Annotated in this window: 27 protein-coding genes and 1 other RNA gene; 9 read left to right on the forward strand and 19 right to left on the reverse strand. The window is 67.7% G+C overall.

Annotated elements, in window-relative coordinates:
- Window position 1: 1 nt before the first annotated feature.
- Window positions 2-1,273 (reverse strand): hypothetical protein, encoded by a 1,272-nt coding sequence (locus tag MLV88_RS05095; RefSeq protein ID WP_242360053.1) that lies wholly within the window; start codon window positions 1,271-1,273, stop codon window positions 2-4.
- Window positions 1,274-1,657: 384 nt separating this feature from the next.
- On the opposite strand from MLV88_RS05095, the gene MLV88_RS05100 reads away from it, so the two are divergent.
- Together MLV88_RS05100 and ssrA are read left to right on the forward strand one after the other, a co-directional pair.
- Window positions 1,658-1,948 carry a DUF1540 domain-containing protein gene (locus MLV88_RS05100; RefSeq protein WP_242338441.1) on the forward strand — a complete coding sequence of 97 codons (291 nt, stop codon included), beginning with the start codon at window positions 1,658-1,660 and terminating at the stop codon, window positions 1,946-1,948.
- Window positions 1,949-2,087: 139 nt separating this feature from the next.
- Window positions 2,088-2,438, forward strand: a transfer-messenger RNA (tmRNA) gene (ssrA, locus tag MLV88_RS05105).
- A gap of 62 nt (window positions 2,439-2,500) precedes the next feature.
- On the opposite strand, the gene MLV88_RS05110 is transcribed toward ssrA, so the two are convergent.
- Both MLV88_RS05110 and MLV88_RS05115 read right to left on the reverse strand, forming a co-directional pair.
- The gene (locus MLV88_RS05110; RefSeq protein WP_243336969.1) at window positions 2,501-2,905 is read right to left on the reverse strand and encodes a hypothetical protein; all 405 of its coding nucleotides are present in this window, start codon (window positions 2,903-2,905) and stop codon (window positions 2,501-2,503) included.
- A 3-nt stretch (window positions 2,906-2,908) separates the two neighbouring features.
- The gene (locus MLV88_RS05115) at window positions 2,909-3,274 is read right to left on the reverse strand and encodes a hypothetical protein (protein ID WP_243336970.1); all 366 of its coding nucleotides are present in this window, start codon (window positions 3,272-3,274) and stop codon (window positions 2,909-2,911) included.
- 187 nt (window positions 3,275-3,461) lie between these two features.
- Here MLV88_RS05115 and MLV88_RS05120 point away from each other — a divergent pair, with 187 nt between their 5' ends.
- Entirely contained in the window at window positions 3,462-4,346 is an 885-nt protein-coding gene (locus tag MLV88_RS05120) for a ScaI family restriction endonuclease (RefSeq protein ID WP_243336971.1), read from the forward strand.
- On the opposite strand, the gene MLV88_RS05125 is transcribed toward MLV88_RS05120, so the two are convergent.
- The 6 genes from MLV88_RS05125 to MLV88_RS05150 all read right to left on the reverse strand — a co-directional run bounded on the left by MLV88_RS05125 (window position 4,323) and on the right by MLV88_RS05150 (window position 10,925).
- The gene (locus tag MLV88_RS05125) at window positions 4,323-5,198 is read right to left on the reverse strand and encodes a DNA-methyltransferase (RefSeq protein ID WP_243336972.1); all 876 of its coding nucleotides are present in this window, start codon (window positions 5,196-5,198) and stop codon (window positions 4,323-4,325) included. The genes MLV88_RS05120 and MLV88_RS05125 overlap by 24 nt on opposite strands.
- Window positions 5,199-5,344: 146 nt before the next feature.
- Window positions 5,345-6,532, reverse strand: a complete 1,188-nt coding sequence (locus MLV88_RS05130) for a tyrosine-type recombinase/integrase (protein WP_243336973.1) — start codon at window positions 6,530-6,532, stop codon at window positions 5,345-5,347.
- Between the two features lie 471 nt (window positions 6,533-7,003).
- A complete protein-coding gene (locus tag MLV88_RS05135) occupies window positions 7,004-8,020 on the reverse strand; it encodes a hypothetical protein (protein WP_243336975.1) in 1,017 nt (338 codons plus the stop codon).
- A complete protein-coding gene (locus tag MLV88_RS05140) occupies window positions 8,017-9,219 on the reverse strand; it encodes a hypothetical protein (protein ID WP_243336976.1) in 1,203 nt (400 codons plus the stop codon). The genes MLV88_RS05135 and MLV88_RS05140 overlap by 4 nt, the downstream gene beginning before the upstream one ends.
- Before the next feature lie 158 nt (window positions 9,220-9,377).
- Window positions 9,378-10,055 (reverse strand): tyrosine-type recombinase/integrase, encoded by a 678-nt coding sequence (locus MLV88_RS05145; RefSeq protein WP_279324204.1) that lies wholly within the window; start codon window positions 10,053-10,055, stop codon window positions 9,378-9,380.
- A gap of 357 nt (window positions 10,056-10,412) precedes the next feature.
- Entirely contained in the window at window positions 10,413-10,925 is a 513-nt protein-coding gene (locus tag MLV88_RS05150; RefSeq protein WP_243336978.1) for a hypothetical protein, read from the reverse strand.
- Between the two features lie 154 nt (window positions 10,926-11,079).
- Here MLV88_RS05150 and MLV88_RS05155 point away from each other — a divergent pair, with 154 nt between their 5' ends.
- The 3 genes from MLV88_RS05155 (at window position 11,080) to MLV88_RS05165 (ending at window position 13,246) form a co-directional block, all read left to right on the forward strand.
- Window positions 11,080-11,415 carry a helix-turn-helix domain-containing protein gene (locus MLV88_RS05155; protein WP_243336999.1) on the forward strand — a complete coding sequence of 112 codons (336 nt, stop codon included), beginning with the start codon at window positions 11,080-11,082 and terminating at the stop codon, window positions 11,413-11,415.
- 376 nt (window positions 11,416-11,791) lie between these two features.
- Complete coding sequence (locus tag MLV88_RS05160) at window positions 11,792-12,412, forward strand: hypothetical protein (protein ID WP_243336980.1); 621 nt, start codon at window positions 11,792-11,794, stop codon at window positions 12,410-12,412.
- Between the two features lie 3 nt (window positions 12,413-12,415).
- Window positions 12,416-13,246, forward strand: a complete 831-nt coding sequence (locus tag MLV88_RS05165) for a hypothetical protein (RefSeq protein WP_243336981.1) — start codon at window positions 12,416-12,418, stop codon at window positions 13,244-13,246.
- A gap of 1,135 nt (window positions 13,247-14,381) precedes the next feature.
- Here MLV88_RS05165 and istB read toward each other — a convergent pair.
- The 7 genes from istB to MLV88_RS05200 all read right to left on the reverse strand — a co-directional run bounded on the left by istB (window position 14,382) and on the right by MLV88_RS05200 (window position 21,810).
- Window positions 14,382-15,140: an IS21-like element helper ATPase IstB gene (gene istB, locus MLV88_RS05170; RefSeq protein WP_242352361.1), complete on the reverse strand. Its 759-nt coding sequence runs from the start codon at window positions 15,138-15,140 to the stop codon at window positions 14,382-14,384.
- Window positions 15,141-15,233: 93 nt separating this feature from the next.
- The gene (istA, locus tag MLV88_RS05175; protein ID WP_242352363.1) at window positions 15,234-16,757 is read right to left on the reverse strand and encodes an IS21 family transposase; all 1,524 of its coding nucleotides are present in this window, start codon (window positions 16,755-16,757) and stop codon (window positions 15,234-15,236) included.
- Between the two features lie 358 nt (window positions 16,758-17,115).
- On the reverse strand, window positions 17,116-17,337 hold the full coding sequence (locus MLV88_RS05180) for a hypothetical protein (RefSeq protein ID WP_243336983.1): 222 nt from the start codon (window positions 17,335-17,337) through the stop codon (window positions 17,116-17,118).
- A 50-nt stretch (window positions 17,338-17,387) separates the two neighbouring features.
- Window positions 17,388-17,984, reverse strand: a complete 597-nt coding sequence (locus MLV88_RS05185; protein WP_243336985.1) for a hypothetical protein — start codon at window positions 17,982-17,984, stop codon at window positions 17,388-17,390.
- Between the two features lie 41 nt (window positions 17,985-18,025).
- Window positions 18,026-18,292: a hypothetical protein gene (locus tag MLV88_RS05190; protein WP_243336987.1), complete on the reverse strand. Its 267-nt coding sequence runs from the start codon at window positions 18,290-18,292 to the stop codon at window positions 18,026-18,028.
- A gap of 204 nt (window positions 18,293-18,496) precedes the next feature.
- Window positions 18,497-18,949 (reverse strand): DUF2703 domain-containing protein, encoded by a 453-nt coding sequence (locus tag MLV88_RS05195; protein WP_243336989.1) that lies wholly within the window; start codon window positions 18,947-18,949, stop codon window positions 18,497-18,499.
- 263 nt (window positions 18,950-19,212) lie between these two features.
- On the reverse strand, window positions 19,213-21,810 hold the full coding sequence (locus MLV88_RS05200) for a molybdopterin-containing oxidoreductase family protein (RefSeq protein WP_243336991.1): 2,598 nt from the start codon (window positions 21,808-21,810) through the stop codon (window positions 19,213-19,215).
- On the opposite strand from MLV88_RS05200, the gene MLV88_RS05205 reads away from it, so the two are divergent.
- The 3 genes from MLV88_RS05205 (at window position 21,804) to MLV88_RS05215 (ending at window position 23,229) form a co-directional block, all read left to right on the forward strand.
- Window positions 21,804-22,028 carry a hypothetical protein gene (locus MLV88_RS05205; RefSeq protein ID WP_242338451.1) on the forward strand — a complete coding sequence of 75 codons (225 nt, stop codon included), beginning with the start codon at window positions 21,804-21,806 and terminating at the stop codon, window positions 22,026-22,028. The two genes, MLV88_RS05200 and MLV88_RS05205, sit on opposite strands and share 7 nt — an antisense overlap.
- A gap of 37 nt (window positions 22,029-22,065) precedes the next feature.
- Entirely contained in the window at window positions 22,066-22,458 is a 393-nt protein-coding gene (locus tag MLV88_RS05210; RefSeq protein WP_242338453.1) for a GFA family protein, read from the forward strand.
- Between the two features lie 579 nt (window positions 22,459-23,037).
- Entirely contained in the window at window positions 23,038-23,229 is a 192-nt protein-coding gene (locus MLV88_RS05215; RefSeq protein WP_243336994.1) for a hypothetical protein, read from the forward strand.
- A gap of 330 nt (window positions 23,230-23,559) precedes the next feature.
- On the opposite strand, the gene MLV88_RS05220 is transcribed toward MLV88_RS05215, so the two are convergent.
- From MLV88_RS05220 to MLV88_RS05230, 3 genes are all read right to left on the reverse strand, one after another.
- Window positions 23,560-23,802 carry a hypothetical protein gene (locus MLV88_RS05220; protein WP_242338455.1) on the reverse strand — a complete coding sequence of 81 codons (243 nt, stop codon included), beginning with the start codon at window positions 23,800-23,802 and terminating at the stop codon, window positions 23,560-23,562.
- 131 nt (window positions 23,803-23,933) lie between these two features.
- Window positions 23,934-25,013, reverse strand: a complete 1,080-nt coding sequence (locus MLV88_RS05225) for a S1 family peptidase (protein WP_242338457.1) — start codon at window positions 25,011-25,013, stop codon at window positions 23,934-23,936.
- A gap of 408 nt (window positions 25,014-25,421) precedes the next feature.
- The gene (locus MLV88_RS05230) at window positions 25,422-26,036 is read right to left on the reverse strand and encodes a methyltransferase domain-containing protein (RefSeq protein WP_242338459.1); all 615 of its coding nucleotides are present in this window, start codon (window positions 26,034-26,036) and stop codon (window positions 25,422-25,424) included.
- Window positions 26,037-26,233 lie beyond the last annotated feature (197 nt).

Below are 26,233 nucleotides of genomic sequence, written 5' to 3' on the forward strand. Positions count from 1 at the left end.
GCTAGTCACCTGCGAGCAGGCGCGGCCACCAGCGGAAGGCGCACCCGTCCGCCGCGGACTGCTGCACCACCGTGCCGTCCCAGCCCTGGTCCACGCTGCCGGTGACGCAACTCGAGCCGTCCTCGTGGAGCGTGACCCGCCCGCACAGGCGCCCGGTGGGCGACACGAGATCGATGCGCTGCGTGCAGTCCGGAGCGCTCCGACCGGCGGGCTCGAGCGCCGCGTAGCCGCGGTTCCCGCGCGTGAACCGGAACGTCCAGCCGGTGCGAGAGGCGAGCCACGCGGGCGGGTCCTCGCGTGCGAAGGAGAGGTGCGCGAGGCGCAGGGTGTACGCGCCGTTCTCGACGAGCACGAGCGAGCCGTCGAGGAGCGGCCGGAAATATCGAGGCTCCTCCCGGCCCGACAGCCAGCGCATGGCCTCGATGCCGTCGTCGGACACGGAGGTGGTCCCGTCGGGCGCGACCCACTGCAAGAAGGCTCCGGCGTTGTACGACCAGGTGAGCGCCTCGCCGCGGTTCGACACGCCGCCGGCGATGAGGTTCATGCGCCCGTCGCCTCCGCGCGACACCCAGTCGCCCGAGGCGGAGACGCGCGTCAGGTTGGTCCAGAAGCTCGGGTTGCTCCAGAACTCCCGCCACTCGACGAAGAGGGCTCCTCCGCCGGCGGGGTCCTGCTGCAGGTCCCACCGGGCGGCCGCGACCCATTCGTCGTGGTACGTGACCTCGACGGTCCGGAGCAGGAGACCCGAGGGTGAGAACGTCAGCACGGCGAGGCCCTCGATCCCGCTCTGCTGCCTCGGGATCGTCACCGCCCCCTGCCAGCCTGAAGGCTGGGTGTAGAGCGGCCACGCGCTGAACGCCGAGCGCGGCGTGCCGTCGGCGGTGAACGCCCGCCACGCGCCGTTGCCGGCGCCGTCGCGCGCGCCGAGCGCGACCGCGCCGGTGCCGTCGGAGGTGCCTGTGAAGCAGGCGAAGCCGGCGGGCGGCACGAGCGTCGCGCGAACCGGCTCCGGCGCGGACGCGGGCACGAGGCCCTCGCATTCGGCGGCCGAGTCGAGCCGCTCGAACGTGACGGTGGGGGTTGGCGTCGGCGTCGGCGTCGGCGTGGGGGTGGGCTCCGGCGTGGGCGTCGGAGTCGGCTCCGGGGTCGGCGTCGGAGTCGGGGTGGGCTCCGGGGTCGGCGTCGGCTCGGGGGTCGTCGTGGGGCTCTTGTCGCCCCCGGACCCGCACGCCGCGCACAGCACGAGCAGGACGGCGAAGACGCGCAGCAGCATGTGCCACCTCCTCGCTGCGCAGAAGTCTCGCGCGTTCGCGTGAAGCCGTCACGCGGCGAGCGCTCGCAACGGCTACGTCCTCTCGACGGCGCTGCGCCGGCCGGGTTCACCCCGAGGCGAGTCGCATGTTGCACGCTGCGTGCACCCCTTCGGCGGCCTCCGACGAGGACGACGCCGCCGTGACCGCCGCAGTCGTGCGTGCCGCGCGCGCCGGGAGCGGGCGCACCCCGACCCCGGAGCGCCCGCGCCTGCGCTCGTCCGGGCGCTCGAGCGAGCTCGCCCGCCGGGCGCCAGCCGCGTCGCCGCGCCTCGCCGGGATGGCGTGACTAGCCTCTGGCGAAGGCGCGGCCCTCTCCTCCACCCGCGCCCGCAAAGGAGGCACTCATGGCATCGGCGATGCCGGTGATCTCGAGCTGCGAGGTGTCGAGCTGCTTCTACAACGCAGGCAAGATGTGCCACGCGCCCGCCATCAACGTCGGGAGCGACCACGCTGCCTGCGATGCGTTCATGGCGGACGGAAAGGGGCGCCACAGCGCCCGCAAGGACGTCGGGACCGTGGGCGCCTGCCACATCGAGGAGTGCCGCTTCAACGACGCGATGACGTGCGCCGCGTCGGCGATCGTGGTGCTGGGCCACAGCGGACACGCGGACTGCGGCACCTACCAGCACCGCTGAGCGGCGCCCGGCCGGGTCCTCCCGGACGCAAGCGCCCGGACGTGCCACCGAGCCGCCGTCCGCTTCCGTGCTAGGATGCCGCCGCCGCTTGACTAAAGCGGCGGCGGTCTTATGAAAAGGACTGTCAGTTCGCAGATTTGGGGGCGAACTGGTTTCGACGGAGGACGGAAGGCGACTGGTGCGCGCCGTGGTTGGTCAGCAGGCCACGTAAAAAGCCGACCAAGCAGAAACGCGAACGAGCCCATGGCTCTCGCGGCCTAACTAAAGGCCGTGCGTTCCCCCGGAAGCGCCGGGTACCGGGTGTGAACGTCAGCTCCGGCTGGATCTGGGTGGGAGGCGAGCCGCCTTACCGAGATCGAGATCAAAGGGCGAGAACGTGAGCGGTTGCAGGCCCGGAGGTTGCCGTTCACGTATTCACTCCGGGATACGCGCGTAGGACCTGTCACTGGAAGTCTTTCGGACCCGGGTTCGATTCCCGGCGCCTCCACTTCGCAAGCCCGCGGGAACGCGGGCTTTTGTTTTCTGGGCGTGAGCAGGTCCCTACGTAGGTCCCTACGGTGATCGCCCGTCCCCCAGGAAGATGTACCGGTCGTCCGCCTTGTCCTCGCGCGCGAGGCCACGTGCTTCGAGCCGCTTCCAGACCTTGTTCGCGCTTCCGGTCCGGTATCCATGCTCGTCGTCCGTCCGCGACGACCGGAGGCGCAAGCCGGAGTCCGCGACGACACGCGCGAACAGTGCCTCGGGAATCCCCTTGGCCGAGTGCTCCTCCCCGCAGTTGTACTTGAGCATGACGACCTGGATCCAACCGCCTCCGACCTCAAGGAACACGGCCTCGAACCAGTCGAGCTTTTTCGAGCACGGGACGCGGTAGATCCATCGCGGCCCTTCGCGCTCAAGGTCGACGGTGTAGCCGCGTTGGATCCCGTCTCGGCCCACCGCGTGAACTCTGAAGGACACGCCTCACTCGGACTTCTGGCGGCCGAAGATGTACCCGGTCACGAGCGACAGCAGCCCGATGATTGCGGAGTCCAGCTTGCCCCGAAGCTGCAGCAGGATAGCCGCGCCAAGAATCCCAGCGAGCAGAGCGTATCGCGCCAGCGCGTTCAGAACTTCGAGACGATGCTGATTTACCTGCCCCGCGCGAAAGCCGCCAAGAAGTTCTCCGACCTTCTCTGAAGCGGCCTTGCCATTCGGGCCGTTCAGGAATCGGAAAATGTAGTAGCCGAGGCCCGCGTTAGGCGGCATCGGCTCCGGGTCCGTCTGGACCTCGACCGATGGTGGCGCATCTGGCTCTTGCTTCACGGTAGCAAGCTTGGTGTCGGACACGGCTCCTCCTGAGGTTCGATACAACGCGCCTCTGACGAGGAGTGTGTGTTGCCAACCAAGTGCAGACAGCGGACGGGCCAAACACAGCCTCCTCGCCCCGCCCCTGCTCCCGAACGCTCCACACTGGGGGAGGGGGCGGGGGGAGCGTGCGGTTGACAGCCCGCCTGGGGCCTGCTCACCTGCCGGCATGCCTTCCGCTCATTACCGCGGCGCCCCCGGTCCGACGTGGCTCGCGATCACGCGGGCGCTCGTCCAGGAACACCCCCTCTTCAGCGACCCAAGCACTCTGCTATCCCGCGTTACCGAGGCCTGGGATGCGGTTTGGGGAACGCAGGTTGGGGTTGCCCCGCTCGCCATTCCGTTTGCGGAGTTGGACCCCCGGGCTGCGATCGTAGGCGACTTCTTCGAAACCCTGCTCTCGTATCGCTTGGCGCAGTCGGGCGAGTGGCGTCGCGGCACCTCCGCCGAGAAGGACCTGATCTACCTCGGGAAGGCTGAGGGTGACCTTGACACCGAGATAAAGACGTCCGGACAGGCCGGCGGGTACATCTACGGTAACCGGAGCTACGCTCAGCCAGACAAAGAAGGCAAGCTCGAGTCAGCCGCCCGCAAGAAGCGCGCCGGGTACTACCTGTGCGTCAACTTCCATGGCAGCGCCATTTTCCGCGTGCGAGTCGGCTGGATTGATGCGGAGGACTGGGAGCCGCAGAAGGCGCCGACCGGCCAAATGGCAGGCCTCAAGAAGCATGTCTACGAGTACAAGCTGCTCGAAGTTCCGGGTGACCATTATCTCGGCGCACCGCTCCGGGTGGTGGATGGAGTGGGCTCGAAGCGGCTCGGTACTCTTGCGGACGCCGGGTTTCAAAGCGTCGGTGACGTCGCCCTCCGCCTTCAGGCTGCCGCCCTCGACCCGAAGCGCTGGGCTTCACTTCCGCAGGCCGAGCGAGCCCGGGTCCTTGATGTCACCCCCGAGGTCGGTGACATACTGAGGGTCGTGGTCGGAACGGATTACTTTGATGCCGCTTGGCCGTTCACCGTCCGCCGCAAGTCACAACAGCGAAGTCTGCGCTGATCCAGCCGCGCGCTCGCGCTGATACTGTCGGAACCGCTCGACGGCGAGGGCGCAGTAGCGTTCGCTGATCTCCACGCCTAGGAACACCCTCGCGTTCCCAACAGCGGCAATGCCGGCCGACCCGGAGCCCGAGAACGGATCAATAACAACATCGCCCGGCTCCGAGGACACCTTCACTATACGGTCAACAACTGCCAGCGGGAACTGAGCAGGGTGTGGCGTTCGCTCCCGCGATGACCTGTTGCGTCCGGTGGTGACCTTGGGGATGGACCAAACGTCGGACGGATTCTTCCCGAGCGGGTTGCACCGGAGTTTCCCATTCTTCTTCTGGTTCGGGTACTTCACGTTGGGGTCTCGAACCAGGTCCAAGTTGAAAACGTAGTTGCGCTCGTCCTTTACGTAGTAAAGCCACTTCTCGTTTCTTGGGCAAAATGTCTGCTTAGTCGATACCCCGGCGCCGTACGTCCAGACAATTTCCTGATTGAAGAAGAACGGGGAGCGGTCCCACAGCATGTACGGCAGCGGCACCGCCTTGGCCTTCCCGGGAACCGATACGTACCCGAGGTTGAGCCACAACGCGCCATCTGGTGTTGCGATGTTGTGGATGGCTCCCATCCACTCCGAGCACCACTGCAAGTACTCAGGCAGGGGGCGCGGCTTCTCGTACTCCTTCCCGATGTTGTACGGCGGCGACGTTAGGCAAAGCCGTGCCGTGACGCCCGCTTGGTGAAGTCGACGCAGCAGCGGTAGCGAGTCTCCGCAGTACAGGATGTATCCGTCCGCCGCGAAGTAGGGTTCGCCCACATCGCTCCGAAGCTGGGCAACCAACCGCTCGAACTCTACCGACGCCAAGCTGGCGTGGTCTCCTTGGACTCGCGTGAGCAGATGACGAGGAGCAACGGTGGTTGGCTGATGGCGCGGTGGCGCGAGTTTGCTGGCCGGCTGCACTCTGTCTCCGTAGCATGGCGGTCCGACACGGGTCATCGCCGCGAGGGCTTTCAGCGCCCATCACCGGTGAGGAGGGCCCATCTGTGCTCGACGAGTGGCACCGTCGCCTCGACTTGCATGTGTGTGTACCGCTCCGTCGCCTTCGTGTCGGCGTGCCCTAGCATCAAGGCGATGGCCTTCTGGCTGGCGCCGAGGACAGCGTAGCTCGACCCGGAGGTGTGGCGTGCGCCGTGAGACGTGATCTCGCGGACGCCCGCCTCGCGGGACAGTTCCCGGTACCACCGGTTGAGGCTGTTGTTGGCGAGCGGCCCGCCATCGGGGCCCGGGAAGAGCAACTGGCCCTCCACCTTGAACATCCAGACCTTGAGCTCGTCGGCGACGCCGCGCGGTATCACATGGAAGCGTGCGCGCCGGTTCTTGGGCGTCGTGATCGCCTTCCGTGCCATCGACCGCCGCACCCACGGCCCTGGGGCGCTCAGGTCAAGGTCCTGCTTCTCGAGCGCCCTCAATTCACCGAAGCGGATTCCGACAACGAGCTGGACCAGGAGCGGCATGTAGCGCTCCGGGTGCCGGGCGCGCCAGCTCTCCCGAAGGAGCGCCATCGCCTTCGCCTCTTCCGCTGGCGTCCACCATGCCCGCGACTCCTCCGGTGTGGTCTCCGCCTTGAGCCAGGCGGACGGTGTGATCGGGTTCGTCGGCACGTGCTTGTACTCGACGGCCTTCTGGAAGATGCGCCGGAGGACCGACACGTGGTTGTTGATCGTGTGCGCACCGTAGCCGACGCCGTACTGGTGCTCTTGCTGTCGCTTGAGCGCCTTGTACTGGTCGATCAGGCGCGCGTCGATGTCGCGTAGCTGCCGTGCCCCGAAGAACGGCACGAGGTGGTTGTCGAGAATCGAGCGGTCCGTCTCCACGCCGCTCTCGCGCTTGTCGGGGGCCACGCATGTCTTGAACCACTCCTCGGCGAAGGCGGCGAAGCTGAGCCCCGGCCCCCGCTGGGAGCGTTCACGCGATTCGAGCGCATCAAGGAATTGTGCGACCTCCCCGCGAGTGACGGCCTCGCGCGCCGCGTTGTGAAGGTCGCGAAAGACTCGCACCGCCTCCGCCTTGCTCTTCGCGGGGAAGGGAACGCCGCGCGCCTTGAGCTGCGCGTCATCCGCAGGAGCCTCGTCCACGAAGTTGATCCATCTGTCGATGCCACCGCGAACCTGAAGACGCTTCCTCCACACGATGCTCATGAGAACCTCCCTGACCGGGCTGGAGGCCGAGGACGTCGGCCTTGAAGATTCGTCGCGTTGTTCCGACCAAGCGCGCCGGCACCTTCCCTGGTGGCAGCGGCGGAACCGGGCCGGCCGGGATGATCGCGAGGTGTCGCGCCAGCGTTCGGTGATCGACACCGAGCCAGGCCGCGGCTTCCTTGATGGTCATCCCTTCGGGTTGAAGTGGCGGCCCCGCGTGCAGGAGCGACCCGAGCACGGGCGCCGCTTCTGCCTCCAAGCGCGAGGCTGCCGAGATTGCGCGGACGAGCACGCGAACGTCGCCCCCTGCACCGGCGCCAGGGGACCCGTGCGCAGCTGCTCCCGCAGCAAGCGAAGGCGGTCCGACGGTGTGCTTGCGCCGCACCGGAGTTCCGTAGTGAAGAGGGAGCGCGGCCGGGGTCGCGCCGACAACAGACATCGCCGAACTCGTCGTCATGAACGTCTCCCTCGTTACGTCCGCTCGGCCGCTCGGGTGGCGGTACGAATCCGACCCAGGTACTCGGCGGCAGCGGGGTCGAGCGCGCGGCCCGAGGTCACCCCCTGCGCCTCGTCGAGCACATCCCGCGCGCAGTCGGGCCAGCAGCCCAGCCAGAGTTCCCGAAGGTGGCCGGCGAGGTTGTCGCGATACCGGAGCCGCGTCATCAGCCGCGCCAGAGCCGCGTCTGCGCACTGCGCACGCACGAGGAACGGCTGCGACCATTCGTTCGTGATGCCGTTTCCACTCTGAGCCATGTAGTCGAAGACCTCCTCAGGAGAGGCACGTTCCACCGCGCTACGGAGGGCCGCGGTGGTGAGTTGAGCCCACTCCCAGTCAAGGCTGGTGAACGCGAGCGAACCGGGGCCGAGCACGAGGGCGCCAACGGTCTCCAACTTCCCCGCCTGGAACAGCCTTGCGTTCCATGACGCCCGGAACTCGCGTATCGGGTTTGGAGTGCGCGCCTGATGACGCCTCTCCACATGGAGATCGTGCAGAGCGTCGTGCAGCGCGAGTACAGCCTTGCGCCGCCGATCTCGCGGAATGCGGGCGAGCACCCGGAGCGCGCCCGTTGGAGGTTCCTCGACGGTCAGCCTCGTCTGCCGGTGCGCCGGATGGAGCACCCATCTCCGCGCGGTTCTCCAGACATGGCCCTTGCTGCGTCCTTCCTCGACTCCCCTCACAGCGTCGTGGGGTTCGCGATCACCAGACAGCCTGAACGTTGGGCCTTGCCGCTGACCAGACACGAGGTTCTTGGCTTCTCTCGGTGACCAGACACGTCGTTCCTGGGAGACGCGCGCCACTCCTTCGACGTGGGGGCGCCCGCCAGAGGCGGAGACGAACCCGAACAAACCTCGGGAGACCGCGACCACAACCGCAAGGAACGGGCCGATGCTCTCAACCGCCGCACCGTCGGCGCCGAGGAACTCCGGCGTGACCAGCAGCCCGCCCCGCTCTTGGGCCGCGCGCGCGATGTCCGCCCACCAACTCACCGCGCCTCCGCTGAGTGACGAGCGAAGTACTGCGCTATGTGGAGCGTGCGTGCGAGGGCCGGGCCCGGTCCCCACTGCCCTCCCCCGAGGTGTCGCACGAGGCTCGCCTTTTCCAGCCTTCGCAGTTCCACGGAGTGGCGTTCGTCTCGGTTATGGAACGACGCGCCTCCCCAGAGCGCCTCGATGATAGGCCCGACCTTGTGCGGTCTGCCGGCCTCCATGAACCGCTCGATCAGCCGCGGGAGGTCAATGACCTGCCTGGATGTGAGCAACTCCTGCGCAGCGAGGAGCCGCGCGTACCTCTCGTGGGCAAGGCGTTCCAGATCACCCCGGAGCGCCGCCAAGCTGTCGAGCAGCAGCGGCCGACCAAGTACGTGCGCCATCCGACGGCGCGTGAGCTCCGCTTCGTAGCGCAGGAGCTTGTAGTGCTTGGCGTACAGCTTCGCGCCGTCGCCCTTTACGTCTTGGGCGTGCAGCACGGCCGGCCCGCGAGCCGCGAAGACCTCGCGATGCTCGGTCGTCCCCTTCAACCATGCCGTGGAAGGTCCGCCGTCCGGTCCGACGGGCCCGATGCCCGCGCCCGCGAAGGCATCTCGCCAGGCGGGCCACCACAACGTCGGTGCCGCCTGAGCGATGGCGCAGGGGCGGTCCCAAGTTAGCTCGATCTGCGTGATCGTGATCGAGACGTCGCCGGGGGAGACGCCGAAGACGTCCTCGAACACGGTGGCGAAGACGCTCCGGACCTCTCCGAACACACCCCAAAGATCCAACAGGCACTCGTGGTGCGGGTCGACAGGACCGATGAAGCCGCTCGGGTCGAGGAAGTTGTCCGGGCGGGCCTCCACCGCGGCGGTGCGGTCGTGGTAACGGCCGGACCTTGTCAGCCGGTCGCGGGTCCTTCGGAGGATGTTCGTCTTGAACGTGCACGCGAGCTTTCCTCCGTACCCCAACGCCTGATGGACCATGGAGAAGCCGGACACCTCGAACGAGGCGACGGGGTCGCGTCCCCGGTGGACCAGCCGGCGCTCCTCCTTGAGGCGCGCCATCGCGCGATGCGTTGGGCGGGGGCGAGTCGGCAAGCCGGAGGGAAGCGCCTTGGGCTTCGCGGTGATCTGGACCGCATCAACGGCGAAGGCGAGGGCACCATCGTCCGGAAAGACAGCCACCAACGAACGAGGATTGACCATGAGGGAGTTCACGATGAGACGAGGGGAGACGGGACTACTCCGCGAGTTCTGAGGGGGGTGTGTTCCCCTAGAGATAGGCGGCAGGGACGCGGGGCCTGCGTCGCCCCTCGAATTTCGCCCCCAACAGCCGCATCCCTGCGGTCGCGATTAGGCGGCCCTCCCCCGCACGGCTACGAGCCAGCGTTTCCACCGCCAACTCCGTCGGTTGGGTTTGAAAAGGAGGATTTTCCGCCCCATTCCTTCGCGAGGGCGTCCACCGCTTCCACCTTCCGGCCGAACGCCGAGTGGAGGTAGCGCGCGGTGGTCGCGATGGCCGCGTGGCCCAGGAGGTCCCGAACCGTGGCGAGGTCGGCGCCGGCCCGGAGCAGTCCCGTCGCGCACGTGTGCCGGAGGGAGTGCGGCGTGATCCGCTTGGTGATGCCTGCCTCACGGACCGCTCGTGCGACGAGGCCATCGACCGCCTTGGGCGTCAGCGGGCCAGGTCGGTAGGGCCCCCGCTGCCCAAGCGTCAGGAACATCGGCGCGTCGGGGGATGGCGATTCCGCTCCGTACGCGTGAGCCAAGTAGGACCGGATGGCCTTCTCAGTCGCATCGGGCAGCGGCACCTGCCGCTTGAGCTTCTTACCCGTGCGCTTCTTGAGCGTCTCGAAATGAAGGCACGTGCGCCCTTGGTACTCCTTCAGGTCGCCGACGGTCAGGGCGCAGAGCTCACCCTCCCGAAGTCCGCCATGACTGAGCACGCTCAGAACGGCGGCGTCCCGCTTCCCTTGGAGCGTTCGGCGGTCGGGCACATCGAGGAGGCGCTTCACCTCGGCTTCGTCCAAGAATTCAGTTGGTCGTTCGTTCATGGCTGCGATTTCGTTAGCCCCGCCCCATCCAGCCCGTCTAGTACCGAGGGCATAAGTGCCATCGCCGCTGGGGCTCTCTCCGCGCTGCACACGGATCTATGGCAACGCGGGAATGACCCGCGTATGGCGATGTGGGATGACCGGGCGCTCTCGCGCGCGTCACTGTGTGTGCATGGCATGCGCGGCGAGCGGGACCGGCGCGGCGGCCACCTCCGCGATACCAGCCGGGCTCCAACCTTCAATGGCGCGGATCACTCGCGCTCAAGGCCGGTGCGGCCGAGCACGCGCGCAGAAGACGGCCTGGCCGCGCCCGTTAGAGCCGGGGGCTATCGGCCAGCTCGCGACCAGCTGCGGGGTCTAGCGGGGGCCGCAGTCCTCATCGACGAGGACGACGCTTCCGGGCTGCCTGTTGCGCTGCGACTCGGCCACCTTCTCGCAGCGCTCGACTCGGCACTGCCGGCGAATCGCGGAGAGCGGCTCGCCGGCCACACGAGCGATGGCCGCGACGTCCGCCGCGATGTCGGCGGTGACGCTGGGCCCGTAACCCTTCCACTTCCGTCCGAGCCGTTCGTTTCCCTGCCGCACCTCGGTGACGAAGCTCTGAGGCGTGTACCCGTCGTACACAGCGTTGAGGAAGCAGGTGATGTCCTTGGACCAGTGGAACCGCAGCTCTCGCTGGAGGTCATCCAGCTGCGACTCCTCCCACTGCGATGCGTCCTCCCACCGGCGCCGCTCCTGCTCCTGTTCTTGGGCCTGCCTGGAGCGGACTTCCTCCTGCTTGTTGGCGTAGTCGTAGACCGGACCGACACCGGGAATGACGGCGCACCCAGCCAGCAGCAGAGCGATGACGGCGACTTGGGCTGTCCTCATGTCCACCTCCGGTCGAAACACTGTCCTCGCCAGCCAGGCTGGGATGGAGGTCTTACCCGACTCAACATGTTGCGTCTAGCTTTGCCTTCTCGCTGGACTTGTTACGTCCTGTTACAGCCTCCAACCTGCCGCCAGGATGGCGCCCGTGGGCCACATGGGCGCTGTCGAGAAGAGACTCGGCCGTAGGGTCGCCGAGCGGCGAAAGGCCGCAGGGCTCACGCAGGCCCAACTCGCAGAACGGCTTGGGGTTACGACAGAAACCGTGAGCCGGTTGGAGCGCGGAGCCGTGGTTCCGTCGCTCGCCCGCCTCGAAGCGTTCGCATCTGCCCTGGGAGTGGACCTGTCCGACCTGTTCCGGGTCGCGGACCGCGACGCTCACAGGGACCGCGCCCTTCACCGTCTCCTGGCGGCTGTCCGTCGCGCCCCGGCCGATGACATCGAGCTCATCGCGGATTTAGCCGAACGCGTCCTCGGGCACTTTGACAAGTAGTCCCGATACGCCCCCGCGCGCTTGACTCCACTCCCAGTGGTCGTACCCTACCTGTAACGGTGGCGCCTTGGCCGTGGAGGCACCATGACGTGCACACACTGCGGGAAGCCGCTCAGGCGAAGTCAGACGCGCGACAACGGAAGGCTCAAGTCCTGCCCGAACTGCTCGAAGCAGAGCCCGGCGAGAGAACACGTCTTCCATCCCGCCGACAGCTTCGGAGCGAGCGACAAACGCGTCACGGACGAGCACCCTGACGGCGTTCAGAGTTGGTGCGCGGCTTGCCGTACAAAGCAGGGGCCGGTGACGGGCGTCTCCTGTTCCGCGCTGTAGAGGCGGGTTGGCTTCGACTCATGGCGAACAACGAGGAGGCGCACCGATGTCGCAGGAGGCGAAGGGCAAGTCGGAATTCGAAGTCGCCCATGAGATCAAGACTCTCCTTGAGGCACTCCCGCCCGAGAAGCGCGAGATGGCGTTACGATGGGCACGGGAGGCCGCTGGCCTGCCACCGCACGCCGCTCCCTCTCACCCCACAACAGCCGTCGTCGAACCCCGGAAGCCTGCGGCCCCTGACGCAGGGCCAGTAGGGGCGGCGCCGCGTCAGAAGACGTTGAAGGACTTCGTCGCGGAGAAGCAGCCGAAGAGCGACGTGCAGTTTGCCGCGACGGTCGCGTACTTCCACCGATTCGAAGCCACCGAGGACGCGCGTAAAGAAGAGATCACCGCGGACGACCTCCAAGACGGGGCCCGACTGGCCGGCAGATCCAGGTTCAAGCTGCCATCTGCCACGCTCAACAACAGCGTTGGCCTGGGTTACCTCGACCGTGGCAGCGAACGCGGAAAGTATCGGCTCAATGCAGTCGGTGAGAATCTCGTCGCGATGGCGCTTCCGGGGAATGGATCCAGCCGCGCGCCCGCGACAGGGAGGGCGCGGCGAAAGCCGCGCGAAGCCGCCAAGCCATCCGGGAAGTCGCCAAGGAAGCGCGCTTCCAAGAAGTAGGCAATGGCCGGGGCACTCTCCGCCGTCGAGGCTGCGTTGGATGCCGTGGAACGGCAGTCGCGCAGCCTCGCACGTGCCAAGCATCGACAGGTTCGGTCCGGGGACGAGATAGCAGCCCTGAAAGCTCTTGCGTACTCGTGGTTCGAGACGTTCAAGCCGCAGCTTCTTGGACCGTTTACCGCTGGGGACCTGGCATCCGCCGATCGCGCCCTCCGAGAGGTATTGAACGCGACGGCACGCCTTTCAAGTCGAGCCAAGTACGCTGGCCACTTGAAGCAGGCCAAGGAGGCCCTCGTGGGCCTTCGTGCGCGGGCGGCCGACTTAGGCGCCCAAGCCGTTCCGAGCCCGGGGAACGGGAACGAACCACCTCCTTCGTTCACGGCACTCGCCCCTGATGTCCGGATGCAGGAGATCTTGGCGCGCCGCTGGGAGGAGATCGAGCGGTGCCTCGCCGGTGACGCTGCTCTCGCAGCCACCGTGATGATGGGTGGTCTCCTTGAGAGTTTGTTCCTGGCCCGCATCAATCGAACCTCCAACCGCAAGGCTATCTTCACGGCCAAGGGCTCGCCGAAAGACAAGAAGACGGGAAACCCGCTCCCGCTGAGCGACTGGTCTCTGATGCACTACATCGAGGTGAGCCACGAACTTCGATGGATCACCAAGTCGGCCAAGGAGGTCGGCGGAGTTCTGCGTGAGTTCAGAAACTACATCCACCCGCACAAAGAATTCACGGATAGCGTAGCCGTTACCATCTCGGATGCCGAGATGTTCTGGTCTTTGACCAAGAGCATGACGAAGCAGGTACTGGCCTCAACGGCGCTGCCGCCCCTCTAGCTAGCAGCGCCGCGTCCGTGGTGGACATGGACCACGTAGGCCCTCTGTGACCCGCGCCCGCCCAGGAGGCGGACATCCGGCGGAGGAGCCTTCGCGGAGCGGCGCGTTCATCCGCCCGTCAAGCGCCCACTTCCCGATGCTGAGGAGGGCATCCCTCACTGCAGGCGGGATCGAGGTCCTCTTGTTCCGGTGCATCCGGCCAATCCGATCCACCCAAGGACCGAGCACCGGCCATTGAAGTCGCCAGTCCAACGGACCTTTCTCGCCGAAGAAGACTCCCCGGCAGATAACCAGTGGACGACCGTCGGGCGCGGCGCCTGGAACTACTTGTTCCACGATGCCGACCCAGACGAGCCGATCCCTCAGCACCTGACTCGGCGGGTGGAGCCTGCCCGCGGTGCGGCCTCCGATGGCCACAATCAGTTGGCCGGACCTCGCCGTCGCACGGAGCCCCTTCATGCACGCCTCGCCCCCGAGGACAATCCGGCCACGGATAACCTTTGGGTCACCGAAGTGGTCGAACTTGTAGAAAATGACGTCCTCGGGCTGGAACTCAGGGGTAGAGGCAAGGGGCATGACCCACACTGCTCGCGTATCGCGTGCACCCTGTCAACGCGTCCATTGCGTCAGGTGACCCGGGCAGGGGAGTTTGGTGCGGTGACGATCACAAACCTACCCAGCCACGCTGTGACGCCGGCGACAGTCGAGTGCTCACAGGCATGACGCGTAGTGAGGTCCCTACGGGTTGTGCTCCCGGCCCGCATCTGGCCGAACTGGACCGAACCCGCGTTCCGACATAAGCTCCACGGTCGCCAACGCCTTTGGCCCTCGTCCAGCCGTCAGGCCGTCTTCGATTCCCGGCGCCTCCACTTCAGAACCCCGCGATGCCGCGGGGTTTTTCATTTCCGCTCCACACCTGCTCCACACTGCGGCACCGCGAGCCACGCAACGCGTTCACCTGCGCAGCTCACGTCAGGGGGATCGTTTGACCTCGGAATCCATGGAGAACTTGCGCGAGGTGTTCCGCGCGCGAACCTACTGCGCGTACCGGCCATGCCGATCGCCCGTTCCGGGCGATGCCGATCACCTGTTCCGGCCAAGGCGATCACCCGGGGCGTGACGCCGCTGGGTAGGTCTACTTCGCCGTCTTCTGCGCCTTCGTCAAGTCGCCCTTCACCTTCCTGATCGACTCGCCGCCGAGCTTCACGCGGTGGGCGTTGTGGACGAGCCGGTCGCAGACGGCGTCGGCGATCGTTTCGTCGCCGATGACGGAGTGCCACTCCTTGGGCTCGAGCTGGCTGGTGACGATCGTGGAGGTCGTGCCGTAGCGGTCCTCGAGCACCTCGAGCAGATCCTTCCGCTGGGCGGCGTTCAGCACCTCGAGCCCGAAGTCGTCGAGGATGAGCACATCGGTCTTGGCAAGGCGGCGGAGCAGGAGGAAGTGCGAGCCGTCGGCCCTGGCCTGGGCGACCTCGTCGAGCAGCCGCGACGCCCGGCGGTACACGACGGTGTAGCCGTCGCGGCACGCCTTCTGGCCGAGGGCGCACGCGAGGTAGCTCTTCCCCACGCCGGTGAGCCCCGTGAAGATCACGTTCTGGTGCGCCGTCACCCAGCGACACGCGGCGAGGTCGAGCATCACCGACTTCGCGAGGCCGCGCGCGTGCTGGTAGTCGATGTCCTCGACACTGGCGTCCTGCCGGAAGCGAGCGTTGCGCAGTCGCGCGGTGAGCCGTTTCTGCTCGCGGTCGTTCCACTCGGCATCAGCGAGCAGGCCGATGAGATCGAGCGGGGACATGTCCTTCTCCTTGGGCCGCTCGAGCCAGCGGCGCAGCGCCTCCGCCATCCCTGGAAGCTTCATCGATACGAGCTTCTGCATCGTCTGCTCGACGAGCATGCGTCTCTCCGTTGGCCTCGATGATCACGACCGCGGGCGTGATCGCCCAGCGCCCGCTGCGCCGCGAGGCCGCTCCGGCGCGGTCTCGTTGCGTCAGTTGAGGTAGTACCGGCTGCCGCGGATGTTCTCGTGGAGCGGCAGCGAGCCCTGCGGCTCGTCGCCGGGCAGCGGCTCCTGGTCGAGGTTGTTCTTCAGGATCGCGGCGATGCTTGTGTACGTGAGCGTCCGGTACCGCAGCGCCCGGGCGCTGGCGCGCTCGAGCCGCTCGGGCGTGTACTCCTTGCCGAGCCGGAGGATCCCGAGGCATCGCTTGAAGCCCTGCTGCGGGTGGACCTTCGAGGCCATGATCGCCTCGACGAGCGCGACGGTCTGCGGCCCAGACTTCTTCGCCCAGCCGGCGATCCGCTCGGGCGTCCACTCGACGTGATCGCGATGGTCACGCGGCATGTGCTCCTTCCGCGTGGTGTACTTTCCCTTCGCGTAGCTGCGCGGGTAGCTCTCGAGCCGCCTCCCACTCTTGAAGATCTCGATCGTGGCCTCGGTGGCGCGCAGGTCGAGCTGCTGACCGATGAGCCCGAAGTGGACGCTGTAGAAGTGGTCGTCGTGCGCGACGTGGTAGTCGGGCGCAACCTTCGGCCTCGACCACTCGGCAAGCTCGTACGGGCGCACCGGCAGAGGCTTCAGCGCAGCCCGCTCGATCTCGTCGAAGAGCTGCCGTCGCGACTTCTTCAGCAGCCGCATCGGCCGGGCGTTCAGCTTCTCGAGCAGCTCCGCCACCGCCGTCCTCAGCTCCTCCATCGAGTAGAACGTCCGGTTCCGCAGCACGGCAAGGATCCACCGCTCGGCGATGAGCACCGCCGCCTCGACCTTCGCCTTGTCGCGCGGCCGGTGCGGGCGCGCTGGGATCACGGCCGCCTCGTAGTGACGCGCGAGGTCGGCGTACGTCGGGTTGAGATCGGGGTCGTACTTGCTCGCGCGCGTGACGCCGACCTTCGGATTGTCGGGTACCCAGATCGGCGTCACGCCGCCGAAGTACTCGAAAGCCCGCACGTGGCAGCCGATCCACGTCGGCAGGTCCTGGTGAAGCACGGGCTCGACGTAGGTCAGGTTCGACGCGCCGAGCACGGCGACGAAGAGCACCGCCTTCTGGCATTCGCCGGTGAAGGCGTTCACGACGTCGAGGCCGTCGCCGCTGAAGTCGATGAAGGTCTTCTCGCCGGCGCGGTGCGCCTGGCGCATCGTCGCCGACAGCGGCCGCGCCCAGCGCAGGTACCGATCGCAGAATTGGCTGTACTGGAGGCCGCCCGGCTGCGCCTCCTTGTACTCGTGCCAGAGCAGCATCTTCGTGACGTGCCGCCGCTGCAGCTCGGTGTGGATCCACGCCCAGTCTGGCTCGGGGCGGTTCGACACCGGCCGGTGCTCGTCGGGGAAGAGGAGCCGCTCGAGCGCGGTGTCGTCGTCGAGCTCCGGCGGCAGCGGCCAGGAGAGCCCTGCGAGCGCGATGCGCCCCGCGTACTCGGCCACCGTGCTCGGCGACAGCCCGCAGCTTCGCGCGATCGCACGGCCCGACTGGCCGGCCTGGAGCTTCAGCCTGATGATCTCTCGCAGCTTCCGCATCGGTAGCCTCTCGGCCGCCATCCCGCCTCCTTGTGGAGGCGGCATCAGCGGCGGACTACCCAGCGGCGTCAACGCTCCCGAGCGCCCGGCCGAGGCCGGTCACCTGGCTATGCGTTCAGCGATCGGCTTGCTCCGGAATCGGTGATCGGCTTCGACCGGAATCACTGATCGGCTTCCGCCGGAATCGGTGATCGGCATGGACCGGTGCACGCACCTACCCCGGGTAGCCACCTGCTCCGAACGATGGCCTCGTGCATCTCTGGTTCTACGTGGAGAACTGGAACGCCCGAATGAAGTACGCCCGAATGAAGTTCACCGTACGCGAGTGCTTGCTGGAGTGGACATGACGCGAATCGAGCTACTTGAAGCCCTTCTCGCCGCCAGAACTCCGCTCGCGCCTCTTGCGGAAGGGCTCGCGCGGTTCGGCTGGGACAGCCCTCCCCTGGTCGTGCTCCGGCGGGCGCACGTTGTCTCCGTACTTCAACGATTCCTCTCCGGCGAACTTGGAGGTAGCGACGTTCGTGAGTGGGCCGAACTCATCGAGGTACGTGATGACATCGAGTTCGAGCCGGTGGACCATGAGGTGCTCCGAGACGCCCTTTTCACGCTCGCCACGCCCGACGCTCAAGGTCAACTCGACGCGGGACTGGTGGCGTCCCTCATCGGGCAAATGACGGGCAAACCGTGAGCCTTCGGGTTCCGATGGGCGACCTCTCCGAAATCGGTCTCGACACGAACTGCCTCACGTACCTCCTCAGCGCGCTTGAAGGCGTCGCAGCACCGACCGATGCCCTCGCGGAGCAGAAGCTCGCACTCGTTCGGCTGTACCTCTACACGCCGGGGACGGTCCCCCAACGGCGACCTCGCCATGATGGCGAGCAGGTCGGCATTGAGTTCCTCGCGGGCAGCGCGGGACGCCTTCAACACCTCGGCCGAGAACTCTCTTGCCGCTTCGGCGGCAGCCCAGTCCGCCGCTGCCCGCCCCGCTTCGTTCCATCCGGAGGCGACACGCTCCGCGCTTCCCGTTCCGGCTAACGTCCTACCAACGATTTGGTGCATCTGGATGGCGGCGCCGAGGAGCTCCCGCTGGTCATCAAGCAGGCGGCGCTCACGCTCCATGCGGCGCTCCATCCGGAAGTGCGAGTACAGGAGCACGCCACCGACGACGGCCCCGGAGAACAAACCGGCGATGGCCTGCGTCCCGATGTCATAGACCCACTTCGTCACGCGCCTGCCCTCCCTACACCAAGTTGGCGTCCGAGCCAGAGTCACGCCTCGCGCAACCACCTCGCGCCCGCCGCGTCGATTTCGAGGTACGACTCCCGCGAGATGGTGGTCCACGGGGTCGTCGAGGTGTCGTACTCGACAACCTCCCAGCAGCGACCGCACGTCACCCAGGAAGTGCACGGCGCGAGGTTTGGTGGCTTCCCGTACGGCGTCAGCGCAAACCGCCGCAGTTCGGCGAGCGCGTCTCCGAGCGAATCGTACTCAGCCGGTTGAGGTTCGGCGTGGAGGTCATCCTCGATGCGAAACATAGGCTTTGAGGTTTCTCGCACTCAGGGGTGCTTCTGTGTTTCTCGGTTCCGCCGGAGACGTGGGCTGAGTTGAACGCGCGCTACGACGTGCAGATTCGCACGCGCTGCAGGTCAGGGTTCAACGGTGAGTGCGCGTTCCGTCAACGTCGATCCCGCAGATGGGAGGAGCGCCTGCGTCACACGAGCGCGGCGGCTTGCGTTTGCTCATGGGCAGCAAACCTTCCCGGCCGGCACCGCCACAGTGGGAGCGCAGCAGGGCTGCTCGGACGCTGCGGTCGTCAGCGCGGCCGCAGCAAGCAGGCCGGCCCGGATGATGAGAGCGGCGGGTATCGTCTCGTGTGTCCGCCCGTCGACGGTGACGGTCCTGCACTCGTTCGGGCCGCAAACGTCACAGCACGGGCTCTGACCGGCCGTCGCCCCCAGCCAGTCCTCGATGGAGCGCCCGCCGATCAAGATGCGGTTCGACTCTAGCGGCTCGCGCTTGAAATCCTGGAGCCCGATTTCGGCCTCGTCGAGGACGATCTCGATTCCGAGCGGCTCGAGTGCCCGACCGAGGACTCCAGCCGCCTTTCGCACTTCGTCGCCCGTGCCTCCGCAGCGCGGGCAGGTCTCCCCTGCCGCGACCAGCCGCTGCCACCGGATCGTCAGGGTCTTCATCGGTCCCGCCCCTCTTCTAGAGTCACCGCGCTGAGGAGCCACCTCACGATCAGGATACCGCGAGCACCGACGCCGACGAACGTGGCGGTGAGCCGCGGCCGGAGTGGGAATACAGGCAGACCACGGCGATCATGAAGGCGGTCCCGAGCACCGCGCTTTCCGAGAACGCTTCGACTCGGCGCCAGCTTGGTCGTCATGGTGACGAGCGCTGCCCCATGGAGCAGCCGTCATGGCATCGCAGCTCGCGAGCGCTGGCGGCGCGGTCATCGGTCTCTGGGATGCTCCGCCAACCGGATCTCGCAGAGATACGCTCGGTGAGGCACGGACCCGCTGATCGGGTCGATCGCCCCGTTCCCGATCAGGAGGTTGTAGTTCGCGCCGTCGGGACTGAACGGCTCGTAGCCGGGCGCTCCCACGTCCCGACACGCCTGCCACCAGCCGTGCTGTCCGCAGACCACGTCCGGCTGCAGAGTATCGTTCAGCCGCGCCCGCGCACGCACGCTCCCGTCGGGCGTCTCGATGCTGACCCAGTCGCCCGCCGCGATTCCCCGTTTCGCCGCGGCACTGGGATGCAGCTCGACCTCGGGGTCCATCGCCTTGCGCCGCAGGCTGGGAAGCGCGCGGTGCTGGCTCTCGCAGAACAGGGTGTGCTTGGTGCACGTGAGGATCAGCGGATAGCGCTCCACGAGATCCGGACGGGACACCGGACCGACCAGCGGCTCCTGGTACTCCGGCAGCGGCGGATAGCCATGCGCGAGCAGGGTCTCCGAGTACAGCTCGATCTTGCGCGTGGGCATGTCGAAGCTCACCGGGACACCGTCGACCTCGTCGGCGAACTTGCGGTAGCGCGTCTCGAGCGCGACGCGCGCACCCTCGGGGTGGTCGCGCAGCCAGTCGAGCGAGAGTCCCGAGGGCCCGAGCTGGCGGCGGTAGGCCGCGTCGATGTTCCCCTGCCAGAAGTGATCGCCGAGACCGAGACCGACGGCGAGGACGAAGACGATCTCGGTATCGGAACGCGCCTCGCCGGGGGGCGCGGCCACGGGTCGGCGCAGCTGGACCAACGACTGCGCCTCGGGGCTCACCTCGAAGCCGAGCTTGAGCGCCTCGCGCTCGAACCCGCTCGCCACCGGAAGGACGATGTCGGCGAGCTCCGCCGTGGGGTTCATGAACAGGTCCGCGTGGACGTAGAAGTCGAGCGCGGCCAGCGCCTCGCGCCCGCGCAGGACGTCGCCGTGCGACAGCAGGAGGTTGGTGCCGAATCCGACGAGGCCTCGCACCGCATAGGGCTTGCGGTCGAGGATGCCTCGGTACAGCTCGTCGGTCGTCGCGAATCCCCATCGCGCCGGGCCGAGCGGGCGTTCCGCGACGCCGAGCCCCACGGCGGGCCGCTCCGGCTGCGGCAGTCCCTGGCTCCCGACGACGGGCGTGGGGATTGCGGGGAAGAGCACGTTGCCGCCCCGTGCATCGAAGCTGCCCGTCAGCACGGAGAGCTGCGCGATCGCGCGTGCGATCTGGGTCGCGTTCGTCTGCATCTCGACGCCGCTCCACGCGTAGTACGCGAGGGGCCTCGCCTCCCACAGGAGCCGCGCTGCGTGCTCGACCTCACCTCGTTCGACGCCGGTGATCGACTCCACTCGCTCCGGCGAATAGGTGCGGCAGCGCGCGGCCGCGAGATCGAAGGCGGTCCGGCAGTGCACGCCGCCCGTCGGCGTCTCCAGAGCGTACTCGCCGAACAGGGCGAGGTCCGCGGAGTCGACCTCGTACCGTCCACGGGCGGGATCGTAGACGGTGGGGCGGCCGGCAGGCCGATCCCAAGCCACGTAGCGTCCCCGGTCCCCGCCCTCCGAGAGGTCGGCCTCGGTGAGGAGGCGGCCCGTATCCGAGCGAACGAGCAGCGGGCCGTTCGTCCACTCACGGATGAACGGCTCGTCGAACCAGCCGCGCTCGATCATCACCCCGGCGATCCCCAGGGCGAGCGCGCCGTCAGTGCCCGGGCGCACCCGCAGCCACGCGTCGGCCCGCCGAGCCGGTTCGGTGCGTCGTGGGTCGACCACGACGAGGCGTGCCCCGCGCTTCTGTGCCGCGATGGTCGCGGTCGCGTGGCTGAGCCGCGCGTGGTTGGGGTTGTAGCCCCAGAAGAGGATACAGCCGGCGTTCTCGAGGTCGGGCAGGTAACGTCCCGGCACCGGCGCGCCGAACGTGAAGCCCGTCGCGAAGTACCGGCCCCAGCCGCACAGCTCCATCGCGACGACGAGGTTCGGGCTGCCGAAGGTGCGCGTCAGCCGTTCGACCCAGGCCATCGAGTCGTCCGACGCCGAGGTCGAGGGCGAGACCAGGCTGAATGCGACGCTCTCGGGCCCGGACTCCGCGGCGAGCGCGCGGAGCCGCGACGCGGTGAGCTCCAGCGCTTCGTCCCAGCCGATCCGTTGCCAGCCCGGGTCGGGATCGCCCTTCGGACGCGTGCGCCTCAACGGGTATTTCAGGCGGTCGCGGTGATAGACGAGCTCTGGCCCGGCCCGGCCCTTCGCACAGAGCGCCTGGCCAGTGGGATGCGACGGGTCGGGATCGAGGCGGACGAAGCGTCCCCCCTCGACGGTAGCGATCGCGCCGCAGCGCGAGACGCACAGCGCGCAGTTACGTGGAGACGCGCTCCGATGTCGTGCTGCCGGCCGCCATCGTCTGTGCCCTTGGCCGTGATGCTGCCACCGGAGAAGCCCCTCGGCGTGCTGGCCGGGGAGCGTGCGCCTCCGCCGCGCACCTGGAGCCCCGATAACATCAGCATGGCTGGTGCGGCGGCCTGGCTGCCTTCCTGGGTCCGCGCTGGTCTCTCGAACGAGCCAGCAAGGATGAGCGCGTGACACCTGACGACGTCCTCGCCCAGCTTCCGAACGGGATGCACGACGCGAGCATCCGCGAGATGCGGGTCCAGTTCGGGCGCCAGCTCGTCACCCTCGACATGGACTTCTGGGTCGGCGACATGGACGCTCATGGTGAATCGCGAACGCCCGCGGGGGCGATGCAGTCCCGGAGGTGGTCGGACTGCCGGCGCGTCAATTGCGGTGACGGCGCTGTTCGCTAAGAACATTCCGGCCGCTTGCTCTTGGAGGAGACGCAGCATGGACCGATTCACCGGCGGTTGCCTGTGCGGCAACGTCCGCATCGTGGCCTCGGGACTCCCTTACCGGGTCGGCCTCTGTCACTGTCTCGACTGCCGCAAGCATCATGGGGCGCTCTTTGGCGCTTCGGCCGTGTTCCCTCAGGATGCAGTGACGATCGATGGCGAGACACGCGACTACGCCGGGCGGTTCTTCTGTCCCCGCTGCGGCTCGTCCGTTTTCGGACGCACCGCAGACGAGATCGAAGTGAACCTGGGATCCCTGGATGCCCCTGACCAGCTGAAGCCGACCTACGAAAGCTGGACCATCCGGCGCGAGTCCTGGTTGCCGCCGTTCCCGCTCACCCGACATTACGACCGCGATCGTGACGCCTCGGGTCGCTTCGAGGAGTAGGTCGACGCGAAGGCAGCCGCGAGGCGCCCAAGGATTGGCGGGGTGAGCCACGAGACCGTGCGGTGAGCCGTCTTCGCTTCCTGACGCGCTAACCCCCGCATGGCGGGTCTTTCCTGGCAGAGAAGCTACCTCACGGAGAGCGGCACGAGTAACCAGGTCGGTACCGGGCGACCCTCCGGGTCGCGACCGGGTTTCCAGGAGCACCGAGAGACGGCCTGCCACACCGCACACGCGAACTCGCGTTCCACGCTCCGGGACATCCACTGAAGCCCGGCCGGCCTTCCATCTGCAAGCACCACGAACCTGAACGTCACCGGACGCTGCGGAAGCTTCGTTTTATCGATGTGGGGCAGGCTACGAGATATTTCCGACCCGACGCAGCTCGGGTTCACGCTGCTGGGCCGCTGGTACCCCGCCGTCGTATCGTGGACGTCGGTCGGGACCTCCGCCGCCGCGACGAGATCACACTCGAGCTGGGCGGAGGCAGCGGGCGAGGCGTGCGCACCGGGGGGAGATCATGAAGTACGACGGCGACGGCTCGTTCCCGTGAGTGCGTCGCGCCATGCGATGATGCGGCGCATGAGCGGCATCGCGTTCGTCGAATTGTTCGCGGTCGCGCTACTTGGGGCGACTGCATGGCTCGCCAAGAGATCCCGAGTGCGGATCTCGACGACGATCTCCGTGATGGGACTCATCGTCACGATCTTCATGACGGTCATCATCGGCGGGGCCGCTCAGAAGAGCCCGGAGCAGATCTCCTTCTTCACCTAGTGCCGCCATTTATCTGGGAGGTGTCGCTCTCTCGCTGGTGTTCACGGTCCTGATCTTCGCCGGTCGCTGGCAGAGCCGAGAGGGAGCGACGCTCGAGCGCGGCACGAAGACCCTGGTTCGCGGAGCGCCGGCGTCTCGCAGGCGTTCGTGAGCGCGGCGCCAGCGCTAGTGGCCAGGCGATGCGGAAGCCCGCTCCCTCACCCGAATGAAGAGATGATGAGCGGTGGATGATGCCCTCGTACGCTCGGCCAGCGGGAGGGTCACGCGGAGCGCAGGCGTGGAGATGTCTCGCGGATGTGGCTCGCTGGATCGAGCACCCGGCGTGATCCGTCAGCGTGCCTTCGAGTCTTCCCGCGGGACGGCACGGATGTCGCCCGTCTCCTCGATCTCGAACGGAACGCTCGCGAGGATCCCGGCGATGCTGCGCTCGAGCTCCGGCGTCGCCTGGACCACGTACACCTTCGCGCAGGGAGCGCCCGAGCAGAGCCCGCGCGCGGTGCCCGTCACGCCCGCGAGCGCGAGGAGCTCATCGGTACGCTTCCGGAGCACGTCGTCGATCGCGTCCGCCGTCATGCTCGCCTCCTTCTGCGGCTCCGAGCCGCGCGCGTCAGGGCGCGGCCATGCGGCGGCCAGCGCCGCCAGCGCCAGCAGCGGCGCGAGACCGCATGGGCGCCTTCGTCGCGACGTGATGCCGGCCCGGGCGCTCACTCCCCCTCGATCGTCACGCCGAACGCTTGCAGCACGGGACCGATCGGGTTGGCGATGGCGTACTTACCGCTCGAGCTGCCCGCGAACAGGAGCCCCACCGGCTTTCTGTCCGGGTCGGTGACGAGCAGCGAGCCCGAGTCGCCCGGCTTGATGAACGGGCCAGCGGACGTGACCGTGACCTGGTTGACGAACCGCGCGACTCCTGCCGAGCCGTAGTCGACGTTCACCGTCACGTTGACCCCGGTGATGGTGCCGCGAGTGAGCGCCGAGGTGCGCCCGAACTTCTGGACCGCGAGGTCGAGGGCAGGTGTCGCCGTCGTCGTCCGTGGCATGCCGTATCCGCCGGGAGGCGTGCTCGTCCCGAGCGAGCGGAGGCCCGTGTCGTAGTTCACCTCGGCGATCGCTGCGTCGATGGTGTTCGAGGCCGAGGTCGAGAACGTGATGCGGCCCGAGGCGGCGAGCCGCCCGAGCTGGTCGGCGGGATCGAAGCTGCACTGCGTATCGTACAGCCCGGGCTGGGCGATGATCTCGCCTGGCGAGCCCGCATTCTCTCGCGCGTACACGTGATTGTTGCTCAGCGCGTAGTGCTTGCCGCCACCCGCCACCCGCGCCCCGATCGTGCCGGCAGAGCACTCGTTCGCGTTTCCGGTCGAGACGCCGATCGGGACCGGATCGCCGAACCGGCTCTTCGGCGAGGCGCCGCCACCCCGCTTCGCCTCGGGCGACAGCATCGCGTGGAACCTGCCGGTCACCTGAACCTCGACCGGCACGTCGTCGATCCGCCCCGGGAGGTGGCCGAGGTTCACGCGGCCGTCGCTGAACACCAGGATGGACGCCCCCCCGTTGCCGGCCAGCCCGACCGCGGTCCCGACGACACCCGCGATGGAGAGCAGGCGCGGGTTGGCCCGCTCCTGCGCGGCGATCGCCTGCTCCAGCCCGGGCGGTGCATTCTCGGCCGCGACGCCGCCCGACGCGCCCGGGGAGTCGGGCCCGACGCCGGCGCGCGCGTGCGTCACGCCTACGCGGCCCGCCTGCAGCCCAGCCACGAGCAACGCTCCGATGAGCAGGAGCCTCACGAGCCGCCTCGAACCGGGCCTCGTCACGTCGGCCATGTCGGACCCCCTGTCCTTGTGAGCGATGCCCCCGTCTACCACGCCCGGATGCGGGAGGAGCGGCGCCAGCGGGTTCGCTCGTCTGGGCCGCCCGGGAGGGAAGCAGTGCGCCTGCTCGCCTCGACCGGCCGCCCGTCTCCGGATGAGATCGAGAGCGAGTGAAGCGGGTTGACGAGGCCAGAAGCAGCCGGCTGGGCTTCACCCTGGTCGCTTCGCCGACCGGACGTTGACGCCCGTCACCTGGAACTTCCGCGTGACCCTTTCCTTGGACGTGCCGAGGAAGGGATCGAACCGCTCGCGGACTTCCGCGGCGATGAACCCGAGCTCGCCGAGGAGCGACAGGAGCTCCGCCTCCGGCAGAGCACCGCCAATTCAACCCGACCAGAGATCGATGTCGCTCCGGATCGACTCCGGAAGCTCCGAGCGGACCACGATGTCGGCATACAGGAACCGGCCCGCTGGACGAAGTACCCTGAACACCTCCGAGAAGGCGCGGCGCTTGTCAGGCGCGAGGTTCAACACGCCGTTCGAGATGACGAAGCCCACCGAGCCGCTCTCGACCGGGAGCTCGAGCGCGTCCCCCTGACGCAGCTCCACGTTCGTCAGCCCCGCAGCCGCCGCCGCGGCCTCCGCCTTCCGGAGCATCGACTGCGTCATGTCGATGCCGATGGCGCGCCCGCCGGGTCCGGCCGCTTTCGCGGCAAGCAGAAGGTCCGTGCCGGCGCCGCAGCCGATGTCGACGACCGTGGATCCCGCGGTGATGGTCTCCATCCGCAGCGGGTTACCCACGCCGGCGAACGACTCGACCGCGAGCGGCGGCAGGGCGGCGAGCGCGGCTCGGTCGTAGCGAAGGAAGTCCACTGCATAGTCGAGCCCGCGGTGGAAGTGGAACTCGCCGTCCGGGGCCGAGGCGACACGAGAGTAGATGGACTGAATCTCCGCCCGGAGCCTGGCAGTATCGAGATCGACAGGGCACGCCACGGCCATGGAAGCCTCACCCGCGGAAACACCGCGCGTGGGGATCTGCCGGCGGCGTTGCTCACGAGCACGCGAAACGCCGAGATACTCATCGGACGGGTGGGAACCTCCCCAAGAGATTCCTTACGCCCCGCCACCGGCGACGCCGGTCCACGAGCGCCAGGCGCTGTACGGGACCGGGCCCGGGAAGCTCCGAGGAGAGCCGC

The organism is Anaeromyxobacter soli, assembly GCF_022808855.1.
Classification (GTDB): Bacteria; Myxococcota; Myxococcia; order Myxococcales; family Anaeromyxobacteraceae; genus Anaeromyxobacter; species Anaeromyxobacter soli.

What these genes read in the sequence shown, in the direction of transcription:
- MLV88_RS05095 (WP_242360053.1), bottom strand. Translation starts at nt 1,273, where the DNA reads ATGCTGCTGCGCGTCTTCGCCGTCCTGCTCGTGCTGTGCGCGGCGTGC.
- MLV88_RS05100 (WP_242338441.1), top strand. Translation starts at nt 1,658, where the DNA reads ATGGCATCGGCGATGCCGGTGATCTCGAGCTGCGAGGTGTCGAGCTGC.
- MLV88_RS05120 (WP_243336971.1), top strand. Translation starts at nt 3,462, where the DNA reads ATGCCTTCCGCTCATTACCGCGGCGCCCCCGGTCCGACGTGGCTCGCG.
- MLV88_RS05130 (WP_243336973.1), bottom strand. Translation starts at nt 6,532, where the DNA reads ATGAGCATCGTGTGGAGGAAGCGTCTTCAGGTTCGCGGTGGCATCGAC.
- MLV88_RS05145 (WP_279324204.1), bottom strand. Translation starts at nt 10,055, where the DNA reads ATGAACGAACGACCAACTGAATTCTTGGACGAAGCCGAGGTGAAGCGC.
- MLV88_RS05150 (WP_243336978.1), bottom strand. Translation starts at nt 10,925, where the DNA reads ATGAGGACAGCCCAAGTCGCCGTCATCGCTCTGCTGCTGGCTGGGTGC.
- MLV88_RS05155 (WP_243336999.1), top strand. Translation starts at nt 11,080, where the DNA reads ATGGGCGCTGTCGAGAAGAGACTCGGCCGTAGGGTCGCCGAGCGGCGA.
- MLV88_RS05160 (WP_243336980.1), top strand. Translation starts at nt 11,792, where the DNA reads ATGTCGCAGGAGGCGAAGGGCAAGTCGGAATTCGAAGTCGCCCATGAG.
- MLV88_RS05165 (WP_243336981.1), top strand. Translation starts at nt 12,416, where the DNA reads ATGGCCGGGGCACTCTCCGCCGTCGAGGCTGCGTTGGATGCCGTGGAA.
- istB (WP_242352361.1), bottom strand. Translation starts at nt 15,140, where the DNA reads ATGCTCGTCGAGCAGACGATGCAGAAGCTCGTATCGATGAAGCTTCCA.
- istA (WP_242352363.1), bottom strand. Translation starts at nt 16,757, where the DNA reads ATGCGGAAGCTGCGAGAGATCATCAGGCTGAAGCTCCAGGCCGGCCAG.
- MLV88_RS05180 (WP_243336983.1), bottom strand. Translation starts at nt 17,337, where the DNA reads ATGGTCCACCGGCTCGAACTCGATGTCATCACGTACCTCGATGAGTTC.
- MLV88_RS05190 (WP_243336987.1), bottom strand. Translation starts at nt 18,292, where the DNA reads ATGTTTCGCATCGAGGATGACCTCCACGCCGAACCTCAACCGGCTGAG.
- MLV88_RS05195 (WP_243336989.1), bottom strand. Translation starts at nt 18,949, where the DNA reads ATGAAGACCCTGACGATCCGGTGGCAGCGGCTGGTCGCGGCAGGGGAG.
- MLV88_RS05210 (WP_242338453.1), top strand. Translation starts at nt 22,066, where the DNA reads ATGGACCGATTCACCGGCGGTTGCCTGTGCGGCAACGTCCGCATCGTG.
- MLV88_RS05215 (WP_243336994.1), top strand. Translation starts at nt 23,038, where the DNA reads ATGAGCGGCATCGCGTTCGTCGAATTGTTCGCGGTCGCGCTACTTGGG.
- MLV88_RS05220 (WP_242338455.1), bottom strand. Translation starts at nt 23,802, where the DNA reads ATGACGGCGGACGCGATCGACGACGTGCTCCGGAAGCGTACCGATGAG.
- MLV88_RS05230 (WP_242338459.1), bottom strand. Translation starts at nt 26,036, where the DNA reads ATGGCCGTGGCGTGCCCTGTCGATCTCGATACTGCCAGGCTCCGGGCG.